Origin of the sequence: Stutzerimonas stutzeri, from assembly GCF_024448935.1 — a bacterium.
In the GTDB taxonomy this organism is placed as follows: domain Bacteria; phylum Pseudomonadota; class Gammaproteobacteria; order Pseudomonadales; family Pseudomonadaceae; genus Stutzerimonas; species Stutzerimonas stutzeri_AO.
Genome location: NZ_JAMOIE010000014.1, coordinates 1 through 14,962, shown reverse-complemented (window position 1 = coordinate 14,962; position 14,962 = coordinate 1). Strand labels below are relative to the sequence as shown.

16 protein-coding genes are annotated in these 14,962 nt (G+C 61.6%); 15 read left to right on the top strand and 1 reads right to left on the bottom strand.

Annotated elements, in window-relative coordinates; genetic code table 11:
- The first annotated feature begins 242 nt into the window (after positions 1–242).
- The 11 genes from NA637_RS06170 (at position 243) to hisC (ending at position 8,918) form a co-directional block, all read left to right on the top strand.
- Positions 243–1,058, top strand: a complete 816-nt coding sequence (locus tag NA637_RS06170) for an ATP-binding cassette domain-containing protein (protein WP_256071454.1) — start codon at positions 243–245, stop codon at positions 1,056–1,058.
- Entirely contained in the window at positions 1,051–1,848 is a 798-nt protein-coding gene (mlaE, locus tag NA637_RS06165; protein ID WP_256071453.1) for a lipid asymmetry maintenance ABC transporter permease subunit MlaE, read from the top strand. The genes NA637_RS06170 and mlaE overlap by 8 nt, the downstream gene beginning before the upstream one ends.
- The gene (mlaD, locus tag NA637_RS06160; RefSeq protein WP_256071452.1) at positions 1,848–2,306 is read left to right on the top strand and encodes an outer membrane lipid asymmetry maintenance protein MlaD; all 459 of its coding nucleotides are present in this window, start codon (positions 1,848–1,850) and stop codon (positions 2,304–2,306) included. Before mlaE ends, mlaD begins: the two co-directional genes overlap by 1 nt.
- Positions 2,307–2,316: 10 nt before the next feature.
- Entirely contained in the window at positions 2,317–2,967 is a 651-nt protein-coding gene (locus NA637_RS06155) for an MlaC/ttg2D family ABC transporter substrate-binding protein (protein ID WP_256071451.1), read from the top strand.
- Positions 2,960–3,286 (top strand): STAS domain-containing protein, encoded by a 327-nt coding sequence (locus NA637_RS06150; protein ID WP_256071450.1) that lies wholly within the window; start codon positions 2,960–2,962, stop codon positions 3,284–3,286. The genes NA637_RS06155 and NA637_RS06150 overlap by 8 nt, the downstream gene beginning before the upstream one ends.
- Positions 3,286–3,768, top strand: coding sequence for a phosphate-starvation-inducible protein PsiE (locus tag NA637_RS06145; protein ID WP_256071449.1), 483 nt, complete (start codon positions 3,286–3,288; stop codon positions 3,766–3,768). The genes NA637_RS06150 and NA637_RS06145 overlap by 1 nt, the downstream gene beginning before the upstream one ends.
- A 99-nt stretch (positions 3,769–3,867) precedes the next feature.
- Positions 3,868–4,107, top strand: a complete 240-nt coding sequence (locus NA637_RS06140; protein ID WP_256071448.1) for a BolA family protein — start codon at positions 3,868–3,870, stop codon at positions 4,105–4,107.
- A 106-nt stretch (positions 4,108–4,213) separates the two neighbouring features.
- Positions 4,214–5,479, top strand: a complete 1,266-nt coding sequence (murA, locus tag NA637_RS06135) for a UDP-N-acetylglucosamine 1-carboxyvinyltransferase (RefSeq protein WP_256071447.1) — start codon at positions 4,214–4,216, stop codon at positions 5,477–5,479.
- A gap of 117 nt (positions 5,480–5,596) precedes the next feature.
- Entirely contained in the window at positions 5,597–6,226 is a 630-nt protein-coding gene (gene hisG / locus NA637_RS06130; protein WP_256071446.1) for an ATP phosphoribosyltransferase, read from the top strand.
- Between the two features lie 131 nt (positions 6,227–6,357).
- Positions 6,358–7,668, top strand: coding sequence for a histidinol dehydrogenase (gene hisD, locus NA637_RS06125; RefSeq protein WP_256071445.1), 1,311 nt, complete (start codon positions 6,358–6,360; stop codon positions 7,666–7,668).
- Between the two features lie 194 nt (positions 7,669–7,862).
- On the top strand, positions 7,863–8,918 hold the full coding sequence (gene hisC / locus NA637_RS06120; protein ID WP_256071444.1) for a histidinol-phosphate transaminase: 1,056 nt from the start codon (positions 7,863–7,865) through the stop codon (positions 8,916–8,918).
- A 267-nt stretch (positions 8,919–9,185) separates the two neighbouring features.
- Here the strand turns inward: hisC and algW are convergent, their stop codons facing one another.
- A complete protein-coding gene (algW, locus tag NA637_RS06115) occupies positions 9,186–10,358 on the bottom strand; it encodes a Do family serine endopeptidase AlgW (protein ID WP_256071443.1) in 1,173 nt (390 codons plus the stop codon).
- Positions 10,359–10,582: 224 nt separating this feature from the next.
- Between algW and NA637_RS06110 the strand changes: the two genes are divergently transcribed.
- From NA637_RS06110 to cysN, 4 genes are all read left to right on the top strand, one after another.
- Entirely contained in the window at positions 10,583–11,341 is a 759-nt protein-coding gene (locus tag NA637_RS06110; protein ID WP_256071442.1) for a Nif3-like dinuclear metal center hexameric protein, read from the top strand.
- 175 nt (positions 11,342–11,516) lie between these two features.
- On the top strand, positions 11,517–12,434 hold the full coding sequence (gene cysD, locus NA637_RS06105) for a sulfate adenylyltransferase subunit CysD (protein ID WP_256071441.1): 918 nt from the start codon (positions 11,517–11,519) through the stop codon (positions 12,432–12,434).
- Positions 12,435–12,468: 34 nt separating this feature from the next.
- Positions 12,469–12,813, top strand: coding sequence for a four helix bundle protein (locus NA637_RS06100; protein ID WP_256071440.1), 345 nt, complete (start codon positions 12,469–12,471; stop codon positions 12,811–12,813).
- A gap of 69 nt (positions 12,814–12,882) precedes the next feature.
- The gene (gene cysN, locus NA637_RS06095; RefSeq protein WP_256071439.1) at positions 12,883–14,781 is read left to right on the top strand and encodes a sulfate adenylyltransferase subunit CysN; all 1,899 of its coding nucleotides are present in this window, start codon (positions 12,883–12,885) and stop codon (positions 14,779–14,781) included.
- Positions 14,782–14,962: the final 181 nt, after the last annotated feature.

Genomic DNA, 14,962 nt, shown 5'->3' with positions numbered 1-14,962 from the left:
ATGAAAGCGCGGGATTATAACGGTAAACTGGGCGCCGCTCACCGAAAAGCGTGGCGCGGATCGTCGCGTTTGAAGCTGAACCCAGGCTGAACGACTGTACGCTCGTTCATGCAGCGATACAGAGACCGGCTTGGGGCGCCCATGACGCGGTGCTATAGTTCGCACCGCCAAAAACGGCTCTGCGAAGTATCTCCGAAAGAACGGGGGGCGTCTGATTCGCAAGCTGTATCCGAGGAGATCCGATGAGCACCGCCAACGCTAACGCCGTCGAGCTGAAGGATGTGACCTTCAAGCGCGGTGACCGGAGCATTTTCAACAACGTCGACATGGTCATTCCCCGCGGCAAGGTGACGGCCATCATGGGCCCTTCCGGCTGTGGCAAGACTACCTTGCTGCGCCTGATCGCCGCCCAACTCAAGCCGGCCCACGGTGAAGTCTGGGTGTCGGGAACCAATTTGCCGACGCTGTCGCGTCGCGAGCTGTTCGACATGCGCAAGCAGATGGGTGTGCTGTTCCAGAGCGGCGCCTTGTTCACGGACCTTGATGTGTTCGAGAACGTCGCCTTCCCGCTGCGCGTCCACACCAAGCTGTCCGAAGAGATGATTCGCGACATCGTGCTGATGAAACTGCAGGCGGTTGGCTTGCGCGGTGCAGTCGAGTTGATGCCCGAAGAGCTGTCGGGCGGAATGAAACGGCGGGTGGCGCTGGCGCGTGCCATCGCGCTCGACCCGCAGATCCTGATGTATGACGAGCCGTTCGCGGGACAGGACCCCATTGCAATGGGCGTTCTGGTACAGCTGATTCGCATGCTGACCGACGCGCTGGGAATCACCAGTATCGTCGTCTCCCACGACGTGGCCGAAACCGCGAGCATCGCTGACTACATCTATGTGGTGGGCGACGCCCAGATACTGGGGCAGGGGACGCCGGCGGAGCTTCACGAATCGACCAACCCGCGGATTCGGCAATTCATGAAAGGGACCGCGGACGGTCCGGTGCCGTTCCATTTTCCGGCGCCGGCCTATGCCGAGGATCTTTTGCGAGGCCCAGATGCGTAAACCTTCGTTGATCGAGCGTGTCCGCCTGGTAGGTGAGGCTGGAATGAACGTGGTCGCGGCTCAGGGGCGCGCGACGCTGTTTCTTTTTCGCGCATTGTGCGGCCCCAGCGGGCTGGACGGTCGATTCTCTCTGCTGATCAGGCAGTTGTATTCGGTTGGCGTGCTGTCTCTGGCGATTGTCGTGGTCTCTGGGGTGTTCATTGGCATGGTATTGGCGCTCCAGGGCTACAGCATCCTCAGCAGTTATGGCTCCGAGCAGGCCGTGGGCCAGATGGTGGCGCTGACGCTGTTGCGCGAATTGGGGCCAGTGGTCACAGCATTACTCTTTGCCGGGCGTGCGGGCTCGGCACTGGCGGCCGAGATCGGCAACATGAAGTCCACCGAGCAGCTGTCCAGCCTGGAAGTGATCGGTGTCGATCCGTTGAAGTACATCGTCGCACCGCGGTTATGGGCCGGCTTCATATCGCTGCCATTGCTCACCGTAATCTTCAACGTCGTCGGCATCTGGGGCGGCGCCATGGTTGCGGTGGACTGGCTCGGCGTTTATGAAGGCTCGTTCTGGGCCAACATGCAGGACAGTGTCACCTTCTCGTCCGATGTGTTGAACGGCGTCATCAAAAGCATGGTGTTTGCTGTCGTGGTGACCTGGATCGCGGTATTCCAGGGCTACGACTGCGAACCGACGTCCGAAGGGATCAGTCGCGCCACCACCCGAACCGTGGTTTACGCCTCGCTGGCGGTACTCGGTCTCGACTTTATTCTGACCGCCTTGATGTATGGAGATTTCTGATGCGTATCCGCACCCTGGAAATAGGTGTTGGTCTGTTTCTGCTGGCGGGCGTTCTGGCCTTGCTGCTGCTGTCGTTGCGGGTCAGCGGACTGAGCGTTGCCAGTACCGACACCTATAAGCTGTACGCCTATTTCGACAATACGGCCGGTCTGAGTGTCCGCTCCAGAGTCACCATGGCTGGGGTGACCATCGGCAAGGTGACGGCGATCGATCTGGATCGCGAAAGCTATACCGGACGTGTCACCCTGGAAGTTCAGAAAGACGTCGACATCCTGCCGATCGACTCCACCGCTTCTATCCTCACTGCCGGGTTGCTCGGCGAGAAATACATTGGCATCAGCGTTGGTGGCGAAGAGGAAACGCTCGGCGACGGCGACACGATCCACGATACCCAGTCGTCGTTGGTGCTCGAAGAGCTGATCGGCAAGTTTCTACTCAATTCGGTTAATAAAGAGTGAGGTGCAACCCATGATGACTGCCCTGCGTCGCGGCTTGCTGGTGCTGCTGGCTGCCTTCCCCCTCCTGGTTCAGGCGGCGCCCAGCGCCCACGAAGTGATCCAGCGCACCACTGATGAATTGCTTGCTGATATCAAGGCCAACAAGGAGCAGTACCGGCAGGATCCGAGCGCATTTTACGACTCGCTCAACGATATTCTGGGGCCGGTGGTGGATGCCGAAGGCATTTCACGGAGCATCATGACCGTGAAGTACTCGCGTAATGCGAGTCCCGCCCAGCTGACTCGCTTCCAGGAGAGCTTCAAGCGCAGCCTGATGCAGTTCTACGGAAATGCGCTGCTGGAATACAACAACCAGCAGATCAAGGTCCTTCCCGCCAGCGGCAAGCAGGACCCGCAGCGCACCAGTGTCGGCATGGAGGTGACCGGGCGCCAGGGCGAGATCTATCCAATCTCCTACACCATGGTCAATCATGACGGCAATTGGATGATTCGCAACGTGATCATCAACGGCATCAACATCGGCAAGCTGTTCCGTGATCAGTTTGCCGACGCCATGCAGAAAAACAACGGCGACCTGGACAAGACCATCGATGGCTGGGCCGAGGTAGTGGCGCGAGCCAAGGACACCGAGGCGGGCCAACGGGCGGCGGGCGATGAGTGACGGACGGGTTGAGCGGGGCGCTGACGGCGAGATTCGCCTGTCGGGCGTGCTCGATCATCAGTCCGGCCCAGCCTTGCGTCGGCAGGGTCAGGCGCTGATTCGTCAGGCCAAGGGCGCGCGCGTGTCGGTCGATTGCTCTGCGGTTGAACGATCCAGTAGCGTCGGCTTGTCCTTGCTGTTGGCCTTCACCCGGGATGTGCAGAAACAGGGCGATGAGCTGGTTATTACCGGCCTGCCGGCAGACATGCGGGAGTTGGCGCGGGTCTCCGGTTTGCTGGATATCCTTTCGCTGGCAGACGACACGGGAGGCGCTGCCTGATGGTGCTGCGCTGGGCGGAAGCGGCGCGGGCCAAGGTGCACCTGGCCGCTGAGTCGTTGGGTAATCTTCTGGTCGAGACCTTTCACTACCTGTCGCTGTTCGCGATCGGCGCCGTCACCGCCTGGGCTGGGTTGGTTGCGTTTCTGGGCATGGTCGAGAAAGGCAGCATCAGCGTTGATGACATTCTGCTGCTGTTCATCTACCTCGAACTCGGTGCGATGGTGGGTATCTACTTCAAGACCAACCATATGCCGGTGCGTTTTTTGATCTATGTCGCAATCACCGCATTGACCCGGCTGCTGATCTCCGACGTCTCGCACCACCACCGTCCGGATATGGGTGTCGTCTATATTTCCGCAGCGATCCTGCTGCTGGCAGTGGCTGTTCTGGTGGTGCGCTTCGCGTCATCTCGTTTCCCCGCGGTGGCGGCCAGCAGCCGACATCCGCAGCGGCGCGACGCCGATGCCGAAACGCTCGACTGAATGCAGCTTCGTCAGTCAGCGTGGCTTCGGGGTTCGCAGTCTCCGGGCTTTTTTGTATGATGACCGGCCGTGCGCGTCCGGCGCCGATCGAGGTTGAACATGCAGGCCGTAGAAGTTAAGAATTTTCTGGAAGAGAAGCTTTCAGGCGCTCAGGTGGAAGTCGAAGGCGAGGGCTGCAACTTCCAGTTGAATGTGATCAGCGACGAGTTGGCGGGCATGAGCCCGGTCAAGCGCCAGCAACAGATCTATGCTCATCTGAATCCGTGGATCGCCGACGGCAGCCTCCACGCCGTTACGATGAAATTCTTCAGTCGTGCCGACTGGCTTGCGCGTGGCTGATCGCCGGTCATAACAGGCATCTCTCAGTCAGTCCGTGCGCGACCGTCAGGGTCGTGCGCGGCTCTCCTTCGCCAGTGCTTCGAGCCTGTGGGTTACGGGAACATTCATGGATAAACTGATCATCACTGGCGGTGCCCGCCTCAACGGCGAGATTCGCATCTCCGGCGCCAAGAACTCGGCCCTTCCGATTCTGGCCGCTACCTTGCTGGCCGATACGCCGGTGACCGTCTGCAACCTGCCACACTTGCACGACATCACCACCATGATCGAGCTGTTCGGCCGCATGGGCGTGCAACCGATCATCGACGAAAAACTCAGCGTTGAAGTCGACGCCAGCGGCATCCAGACACTGGTCGCGCCGTACGAGCTGGTCAAGACCATGCGGGCTTCGATTCTCGTTCTGGGGCCGATGGTGGCTCGGTTCGGCGAAGCCGAAGTGGCCCTGCCCGGCGGTTGTGCCATCGGCTCACGTCCGGTGGACCTGCACATTCGCGGTCTGGAAGCCATGGGCGCACAGATCGACGTCGAAGGCGGCTACATCAAGGCGAAGGCGCCAGCTGGCGGTCTGCGCGGTGCACACTTCTTCTTCGACATCGTCAGCGTGACCGGTACCGAGAACATCATGATGGCGGCGGCATTGGCCAATGGCCGCTCGGTGCTGGAGAACGCCGCGCGTGAACCGGAGGTGGTCGACCTGGCCAACTTCCTCAACGCCATGGGTGCACGGATCACCGGCGCCGGCACCGATACCATCACCATCGACGGCGTGAAGCGCCTGGGTGGCGGCCGTTACAGCGTGATGCCCGACCGCATCGAGACGGGCACCTATCTGGTGGCCGCTGCCGCCACTGGCGGACGCGTAAAGCTCAAGGACACCGATGCGACGCTGCTCGAGGCGGTGTTGCACAAGCTCGACGAGGCCGGTGCGCACATCGACACCGGGAGCAACTGGATCGAGCTGGACATGAAGGGCAATCGGCCAAAAGCGGTAAATGTTCGCACAGCGCCTTATCCTGCGTTTCCGACCGATATGCAGGCGCAGTTCATTGCCATGAATGCGATCGCTGAAGGCACCGGGACAGTTATCGAGACGGTGTTCGAGAACCGCTTCATGCACGTTTACGAAATGAATCGCATGGGGTCACAGATTCTGGTCGAGGGCAATACCGCCATCGTGACCGGCGTGTCCAGGCTCAAGGGTGCACCGGTCATGGCGACCGACCTGCGCGCGTCAGCGAGCCTGGTCATCGCGGGCCTGGTGGCTGAGGGCGACACATTGATCGACCGCATCTACCACATCGACCGCGGTTACGAATGCATCGAGGAAAAGCTGCAATTGCTGGGCGCCAAGATTCGTCGCGTGCCGGGCTAACTGGCGGAACAGGCTGCGGCTGCCGGCGCTGCCGGCGGCCAAGGTCGAGATCCGTACCTGCCCTGCCCGGGCCGATGCCAAGGTCGCCATCAATAGGCTTCAAGGAATTAACCGTTCATGCTCACCATCGCCCTGTCCAAAGGTCGCATCCTGGACGATACGCTGCCGCTGCTCGCCGCCGCCGGCATCGTCCCCACCGAGAATCCGGAAAAAAGCCGTAAGCTGATCATCCCGACTACGCAGGAGGATGTGCGTCTGCTGATCGTGCGTGCCACGGATGTACCGACCTATGTCGAGCACGGCGCAGCGGACCTTGGCGTCGCCGGCAAGGACGTGCTGATGGAATACGGCGGGCAAGGGCTGTACGAGCCGCTGGACCTGCGGATCGCCAACTGCAAGCTGATGACCGCCGGAAAGGTCGGCGCAGCAGAGCCCAAGGGGCGTCTGCGGGTCGCGACCAAATTCGTCAACGTCGCCAAGCGCTACTACGCCGAGCAAGGGCGGCAGGTCGACATCATCAAGCTTTACGGCTCGATGGAGCTTGCGCCCCTGGTGGGGCTGGCAGACAAGATCATCGACGTCGTCGACACCGGCAATACGCTGCGCGCCAATGGTCTGGAGCCCCAGGAACTGATCGCCATGATCAGCTCGCGCCTGGTGGTCAACAAGGCCTCGATGAAGATGCAGCATGCGCGCATCCAGGCCCTGATCGATGCGCTCCAGAGCGCCACTGCCCAGCACCCGTGAGCACCGGCCGGACGCTAAACCGCCGGCCAGCCGATCCGCGTCATAGCCTAAATATCCAGGTGCCCGCGCGGTCGGCTTGTTAGTCTAGGGCGCCTGACTATCGCTGTATTCATCCGTTCATGAGGCCCGTTATGACCGCTCCCATCGACATCCGCCGACTCAACGCCGCCGATCCCGACTTCTCGCGACACCTGGATCGTCTGCTGAGCTGGGAAAGCGTCTCCGATGATGGTGTCAATCAGCGTGTGCTGGAGATCATCAGGGCCGTGCGCGAGCGTGGCGATGCCGCACTGGTGGAGCTGACCCAGCGGTTCGACGGCCTTGAGGTGGCCTCCATGGCTGACCTGATCCTGCCGCGTGAGCGGCTTGAACTGGCGCTCACACGGATCAGCCCGGCCCAGCGCCAGGCGCTGGAAGCTGCCGCTGAACGGGTCCGTACTTACCACGAACGGCAAAAGCAGGACTCCTGGAGCTACACCGAAGCTGACGGCACCGTGCTTGGTCAGAAAGTCACGCCGCTTGATCGCGCGGGTCTCTATGTGCCGGGTGGCAAGGCATCGTATCCGTCGTCAGTGCTGATGAACGCCATCCCGGCGAAGGTTGCAGGGGTGCCGGAGGTGGTGATGGTGGTCCCCACTCCGCGCGGTGAGCTCAACGAACTGGTGCTGGCGGCCGCGTGCATCGCCGGCGTCGACCGGGTCTTCACCATCGGTGGGGCTCAGGCCGTCGCTGCGCTGGCCTACGGCACCGAAAGCGTCCCGCCAGTCGACAAGATTGTCGGGCCCGGCAACATCTATGTCGCGACGGCCAAGCGCCACGTATTCGGCAAGGTCGGTATCGACATGATCGCCGGCCCCTCCGAGATTCTGGTGGTGTGCGACGGCCGGACCGATCCCGACTGGATCGCCATGGACCTGTTCTCCCAGGCCGAGCACGACGAAGATGCGCAGTCGATCCTGGTCAGCCCGGATGCGTCCTTTCTTGATCGGGTCGCTGAAAGCATCTCCCGTTTGCTGCCGAGCCTTGAGCGTAGCGAAATCGCTCGCGCCTCGCTGCTGGGGCGCGGGGCACTGATTCAGGTTGCTGACATGCAGCAGGCGATCGATGTCGCTAATCGCATCGCGCCCGAGCACCTCGAGCTGTCCGTGGCTGATCCCGATGCGTGGCTGCCGCAGATTCGCCATGCGGGAGCGATTTTCATGGGGCGTTACACCGCCGAGGCGCTGGGCGATTACTGCGCTGGGCCGAATCATGTCTTGCCCACCTCGGGCACTGCGCGATTCTCGTCACCCTTGGGCGTGTACGATTTCCAGAAGCGCTCCTCGATCATCCACTGTTCGGCTGAGGGTGCATCCGCGCTGGGCAAGGTCGCCTCGGTACTGGCGCGCGGTGAGTCGCTCACCGCTCACGCACGCAGCGCCGAATACCGGATAAAGCGGTAAAGACGAACAAAACGCTGCGGGCTTGAAGGCTGGACGTGTAGGCGCGAGCTTGCTCGCGAACCGCCTTGAAAGCTTCGCCAGCAAGCTGGCTCCGGGTTGGGTGGCGCAGCCAAGGTTGGTGCTGCGCGCGTGCATCTTCGTTCAGCCTCCAGCTTCCAGCGATCAAACCATTTGAATACCAAGGAATAAGGCCGATGAGCAAATTCTGGAGCCCCTTCGTCAAACAGCTGGTTCCCTATGTGCCCGGCGAGCAGCCGAAGCTGACCAATCTGGTCAAGCTCAACACCAATGAGAACCCCTACGGTCCTTCGCCCAGGGCGCTCGCAGCGATGCAGGCCGAGCTGAACGACAACCTGCGGCTGTATCCGGATCCGAACGGCGAGCGACTCAAGCGCGCCGTCGCTGATTACTATCACGTCCGGCCGGACCAGGTGTTCGTCGGCAATGGCTCGGACGAGGTACTGGCCCACGTCTTTCACGGACTCTTCCAGCATGGCAAGCCGCTGCTGTTTCCCGACGTGACCTACAGCTTCTACCCGGTCTATTGCGCCCTGTACGGCATCGCCTATGAGCCCATTGCGCTGGATGACAGGTTTCAGATCGAGGTGGCCGATTATGCCCGGCCCAACGGCGGAATCATTTTTCCCAACCCCAACGCACCGACCGGCCGCCTGCTGGCGCTGGAGGCCATCGAGCGGCTGCTGCAGACGAACCCCGATTCGGTCGTTGTGGTCGATGAGGCTTACATCGACTTCGGCGGTGAGTCGGCAATTGCGTTAGTGGATCGCTACCCGAACCTGCTGGTCACCCAGACATTGTCGAAATCTCGCTCGCTGGCAGGGCTGCGTGTCGGCCTGGCGGTAGGGCATCCGGATCTGATCGAAGCGCTGGAGCGCATCAAGAACAGTTTCAATTCCTACCCGCTGGACCGCATCGCCATTGCCGGCGCGGCGGCTGCGTTCGAAGATCGTGCATATTTCGAGCAAAGCTGCCAGCAGGTGATCGCCAGTCGCGAAGCCTTGACGGTTGCCATGCAGGCGTTAGGCTTTGAGGTGCTGCCCTCGGCGGCGAACTTCATCTTCGCCCGGCATCCGCAGCGCGATGCTGCTGCGCTGGCTGCCGGGCTTCGCGAGCATGGCGTTATCGTGCGCCACTTCAAGCAGGGGCGCATCGAGCAGTTTCTGCGGATCAGTATCGGGGCGCCGGAGCAGAATCAGGCATTACTCGATGCGCTGAAGCGCATCGGCTGACCACTGTCGCTGCAAGCCTTCTGGCCCATGCAGCGTCTGTCTCCGGCCGGTGCTGGCCGCGGTCGCAGCCAGTTTGATCGCGTATCGCCCGTTCTCCCCAGGCGCTGCTCGGCACAGACCGGGCAGGTGTTTCGCTCCTGCGGTGGTCTCTCTGCGCAGGTGAACTACCGCTACGGTTTTCGCCCCACTGCGAACGAGCGCCCAGGCCTGCTCGAGCGTCGAGTACGCTCCCGCTTGATCGCTTGATCGCTTGGCCGCGCGAGCGGGCTATTGCGGCGCTTGCTGTTGCGGCGCTTTCTCCACCAGTGGCCGCATGCCCACCTCGGCCGTCAGCGTCAGCGGCTTGCCGTTACGCAGAATGTCGATATCGATTTTGTCCCCGGGTCGCACCTGGGCAACCTGGTTCATTGAACGGCGGCCATCGCTTGCCTGCGCCCCATCGATGCTGAGGATGAGGTCGCCCGGCAGCAGGCCGGCGCGTTCAGCCGGCCCGTCGCGGTAGACACCCGCAACAACGATTCCGGGCCGACCGGCCTGGCCGAACGATTCGGCCAGCTCCGGCGTAAGGGACTGCACCTCGACCCCCAGCCAGCCGCGAATGACCTGGCCATGCTCGATGATGGATTTCATCACGTCCATGGCGAGCTTCACCGGGATGGCGAAGCCGATGCCCTGTGATCCGCCGGACTCGGAGATGATTGCCGTGTTGATGCCGATCAGGTGGCCGGCGGTATCCACCAGCGCACCGCCCGAGTTACCGCGGTTGATCGCCGCGTCAGTCTGGATGAAGTCCTCGTAGGTATTGAGACCCAGCTGGTTACGGCCGGTTGCGCTGATGATGCCCATCGTCACGGTTTGCCCGACGCCGAACGGATTACCGATCGCCAGCGTCACGTCCCCGATGCGAATGCCATCCGAGCGGCCGATGGTGATCGCAGGCAGGTCCGCCAGGTCGATCTTGAGTACCGCCAGATCGGTTTCAGGGTCGCTGCCGATCACCCGTGCCAGGGTTTCCCGGCCATCGCGCAACGCCACGACGATCTGTTCTGCATTCGCCGTGACGTGGTTGTTGGTCAGCAGGTAGCCTTCCGGGCTCATGATCACCGCCGAGCCCAGGCTCGATTCCATGCGGCGTTGACGCGGCAGGTTGTCCCCGTAGAAGCGCCGGAACAGCGGATCGTCCTTGAGCATGGGCGGCTGGCTGGCGCTGTCGATCACCTTGGTGGTGTAGAGATTGGCCACTGCGGGCGCAGCGCTGCTGACCGCGTTGGCATAGGAGTAGGGGCCTTGCTGGGGGATGCCGATCAGCGGCGCTTGCTGCAGGCTGTATTCCGGCTCGGCGCGATGTCCTACCAGCTGCGGATAGCGCTGAATGATCAGCAGGGCCGCCAGCAGGCCTACCAGCAACGGCCAGCCAAAAAAACGCAGGGCATTGATCATCGCGATGGGACGTCCGGACAGGTTGCGGAAGGCAAGAGCGCCTCTTAAGGTGGCGGCATTATACGAAGCTGGCCGTGAAAAGCAGCCTTGCCGGCGGCAAAACTGCAACGCACCGTCCAGAACGCTTAATCCGCAACATTTCTGATTGGTGTCCCGTCCGTTTCGCCGATGGACCGCGCCGACTCACTGATCCCGTAGATACTCTGTACAAGGAGCATGCTTGCATGGCCGTCGCGCTGACCACCCTGGTCGAGGAATCCGACCGCTTCCTCAACGCCGCGAAGATTCCCGATTATTGTCCTAACGGCTTGCAGGTGGAGGGCCGCCCGCAGGTACAGCGCATCGTCAGCGGCGTCACCGCTAGCCAGGCGTTGCTGGATGCGGCCGTCGAGGCGCAAGCCGATGTGGTGCTGGTGCACCACGGCTATTTCTGGAAGAACGAAGATCCGCGTGTCGTTGGGATCAAGCAGCGACGGCTGAAAACCCTGCTCAGCCATGACATCAGTCTGCTTGCCTATCACCTGCCACTCGATGTCCATCCCGAGGTGGGTAACAACGTGCAGTTGGCGCGCCTGCTCGGGTTGACCATCGAGGGCGCTTTGGAGCCGGATAATCCTCGCTCGGTCGGGCTTGTGGGTGCTCTCGATATGCCGCTTATGCCGGCTGATTTCATGCGTCGGGTTCACGCTGCGCTTGGGCGTGAACCGCTGATGGTCGAAGGGCCTGGCTTGATCAGGCGGATCGCCTGGTGCACTGGCGGTGCACAGGGCTATATCGATCAAGCGGTAACCGCAGGCGTCGATGCGTACCTGACGGGAGAAATCTCGGAGCCTACGGTGCATATCGCACGCGAAAACGGACTGAGCTTCTTTGCCGCCGGTCACCACGCCACCGAGCGGTACGGCGTTCAGGCCCTGGGTGAGCATCTGGCGAAGCGGTTTGCCATCGAGCACCTGTTCATCGATTGCCCAAACCCCGCGTGACGCAGCCCTTCGAAGGCTGCGACGCGGTGTGATGCAAAAAGGACGGAAGGTTTTCCCCGGCATATAGCTAGAGCATTTAGATCTAAAAGGCGCCCTGATTAGAATCTAATGCCGTGTTAAAGTTGCGCCCAATCCACGGCCCGCCGGCCGTCCACCTGCCAAATCGTGAGTAGCCATGGTCGACAAACTGACGCATCTGAAACAGCTGGAGGCGGAAAGCATCCACATCATCCGTGAGGTGGCAGCCGAATTCGGCAACCCGGTGATGCTGTATTCCATCGGCAAGGATTCGGCCGTGATGCTGCACCTGGCGCGCAAGGCCTTCTTTCCGGGCAAGCTGCCGTTCCCGGTGCTGCACGTCGATACACGCTGGAAGTTCCAGGAGATGTACCGCTTCCGCGAGCAGATGGTCAACGAGATGGATCTGGACCTGATCACGCACATCAACCCGGATGGCGTGGCGCAGAACATCAACCCGTTCACCCACGGCAGCGCCAAGCACACCGACATCATGAAAACCGAGGGCCTCAAGCAGGCGCTCGACAAATACGGCTTCGATGCCGCTTTCGGCGGCGCCCGCCGCGACGAGGAGAAATCCCGCGCCAAGGAGCGCGTCTACTCCTTCCGCGACAGCAAGCACCGCTGGGATCCGAAGAACCAGCGCCCGGAACTCTGGAATCTCTACAACGGCAAGGTGAAAAAGGGCGAATCCATCCGCGTGTTCCCCTTGTCGAACTGGACCGAACTGGACATCTGGCAGTACATCTACCTCGAGCAGATCCCGATCGTGCCGCTGTACTTCGCGGCCGAGCGCGACGTCATCGAGAAGAACGGCACCCTGATCATGATCGACGATGAGCGCATCCTCGAACATCTCACCGACGAGGAGAAGGGACGCATCGAAAAGCGCATGGTCCGCTTCCGTACCCTTGGCTGCTACCCGTTGACCGGTGCGGTGGAATCTACGGCGTCAAGCCTTCCCGAGATCATCCAGGAAATGCTCCTGACGCGTACTTCCGAACGTCAGGGCCGCGTCATCGACCACGATGGCGCAGGTTCGATGGAGGAGAAGAAGCGGCAGGGGTATTTTTAAGGCCGCTGGAGGCTAAAGGCTGGAGGCTGAACGAATGGATTTCGAACGCCTGGATGTATGGAAACTGTCGGCGCGGCTTTCTGTTGATATTTATCGGGAGCTGGCTGACTGCCGAGACTTTGGTTTCAAGGATCAGATCACCCGGTCTGGCCTTTCAATCCCAAGCAACATTGCCGAAGGCATGACTCGGGATGGTGATAAGGAAAAACGCTACTTTCTGAGCATCGCGAAGGGTTCGTGCTCGGAGTTGCGGACACAAATATACATAGGGGTTGAGGTGGGATTTATTCCCGCTGAATGCGGAAACGACTGGATAAGGCGCAGCAAGCGGGTCGCTGCGATGCTCTCCGGTCTGCTCAAGCTCCTCCACCAGAAATAACCCAGGCCGGCCAGAGGGCTTTTTCGTCAAGCCATCCAGCCTAAAGCCTCCAGCGATAGAGAAGAAAGCATGTCGCATAGTTCTGACCTTATTTCCGCCGACATCCTCGCCTACCTGGCGCAGCACGAGCGCAAGGAACTCCTGCGCTTTCTCACTTGCGGCAACGTCGATGACGGCAAGAGCACGCTGATTGGCCGGCTGCTGCACGATTCGAAGATGATCTACGAGGACCACCTCGAAGCCATCACCCGCGACTCGAAGAAATCCGGCACCACCGGCGATGACGTCGACCTGGCGTTGCTGGTCGATGGGTTGCAGGCCGAGCGCGAGCAGGGCATCACCATCGATGTCGCCTACCGCTATTTCTCCACCGCCAAGCGCAAGTTCATCATCGCCGACACCCCTGGCCACGAGCAGTACACGCGAAACATGGCGACGGGTGCGTCCACCTGCGACCTGGCGATCATCCTGGTCGACGCCCGCTATGGCGTGCAGACCCAGACCAAGCGCCACAGCTTCATCACCTCGCTGCTGGGCATCAAGCACATCGTCGTGGCCATCAACAAGATGGACCTGATGGACTTCGACCAGTCCGTATTCGAGCGCATCAAGGCCGATTACCTGGCCTTTGCCGAACGCATCGAGCTCAAGCCGTCGTCGCTGCACTTCGTGCCGATGTCCGCGCTCAAGGGCGACAACGTGGTCCACCGTTCCGAGCGCGCGCCCTGGTATGAAGGGCAGTCGCTGATGGAGATTCTGGAAAGCGTCGAGATCGCCGGCGACCGCAACTTCGACGACCTGCGCTTCCCCGTGCAGTACGTCAACCGGCCCAACCTCAACTTCCGCGGTTTCGCTGGCACCCTGGCCAGCGGCATCGTGCGCAAGGGCGACGAGGTCGTGGTATTGCCGTCCGGCAAGCGCAGTACCGTCAAGTCCATCGTCACCTTCGACGGTGAACTGGAACAGGCGACACCGGGCGAGGCGGTTACCCTGACGCTGGAAGACGAGATCGACGTGTCTCGTGGTGACATGCTCGTGCATGCCGACAACCTGCCGCGCATCACAGACGGTTTCGACGCAATGCTGGTGTGGATGGCCGAGGAACCGATGCTGCCGGGCAAGAAATACGACATCAAGCGCGCCACCAGCTACGTGCCGGGCTCAATCGCCAGCATTACTCACCGGGTCGATGTGAATACACTGGAGCATGGCCCCGCCAGCAGCCTGCAGCTCAACGAGATCGGCCGAGTCAAGGTCAGCCTGGATGCGCCGATTGCCCTGGACGGCTACGCGCAGAACCGTACTACCGGTTCGTTCATTATCATCGATCGCCTCAGCAACGGCACCGTTGGCGCCGGCATGATCATTGCCGAGCCGGTCGTCCATGGTGCCGGCGGACACCATGGCGCGCTGGCTCATGTCTCCACCGAAGAGCGTGCAAGCCGCTTCGGCCAGCAGCCGGCGACCGTGCTGTTCACCGGCTTGTCCGGCGCCGGCAAGAGCACCCTGGCCTATGCGGTGGAGCGCAAGCTGTTCGACATGGGCCGCGCGGTCTTCGTACTGGACGGCCAGAACCTGCGCCACGATTTGAACAAAGGCCTGCCGCAGGACCGCGCCGGGCGCACCGAGAATTGGCGGCGCGCCGCCCAGGTCGCACGGCAATTCAACGAGGCGGGCCTGCTGACCCTGGCCGCGTTCGTTGCGCCGGACGCCGAAGGCCGCGAGCAGGCCAAGGCGCTGATCGGGGGCGAGCGCGCCATCACCGTCTACGTCCAGGCGTCACCGCAGGCCTGCCAGCAGCGTGACCCGCAGGGCCTGTATGCCGCCGGTGGCGAAAATATACCGGGCGAGTCCTTCCCCTACGACGTGCCGGTGAATGCCGACCTGGTGATCGACACCGAAGCGCTGACCGTGGAAGAGGGCGCCAGGCAAGTGATCCAGTTGCTGCGTGAGCGTGGGGCGATTTGATGTGAGCGTGGGGCGATTTGATCGCGCATCGGTTGTGTCGGCGCCCTGCAAATCGCGCGGGTTTCACCCGTACCGCGTTCCGCGGTGTCCAGTCAACGTAGGTTGGATTAGCCGAAGGCGTAATCCGACGATCGAGAGGGTGGGGGCGGTTGCGGTGACGGGCCGACGGATATGGCCGGTT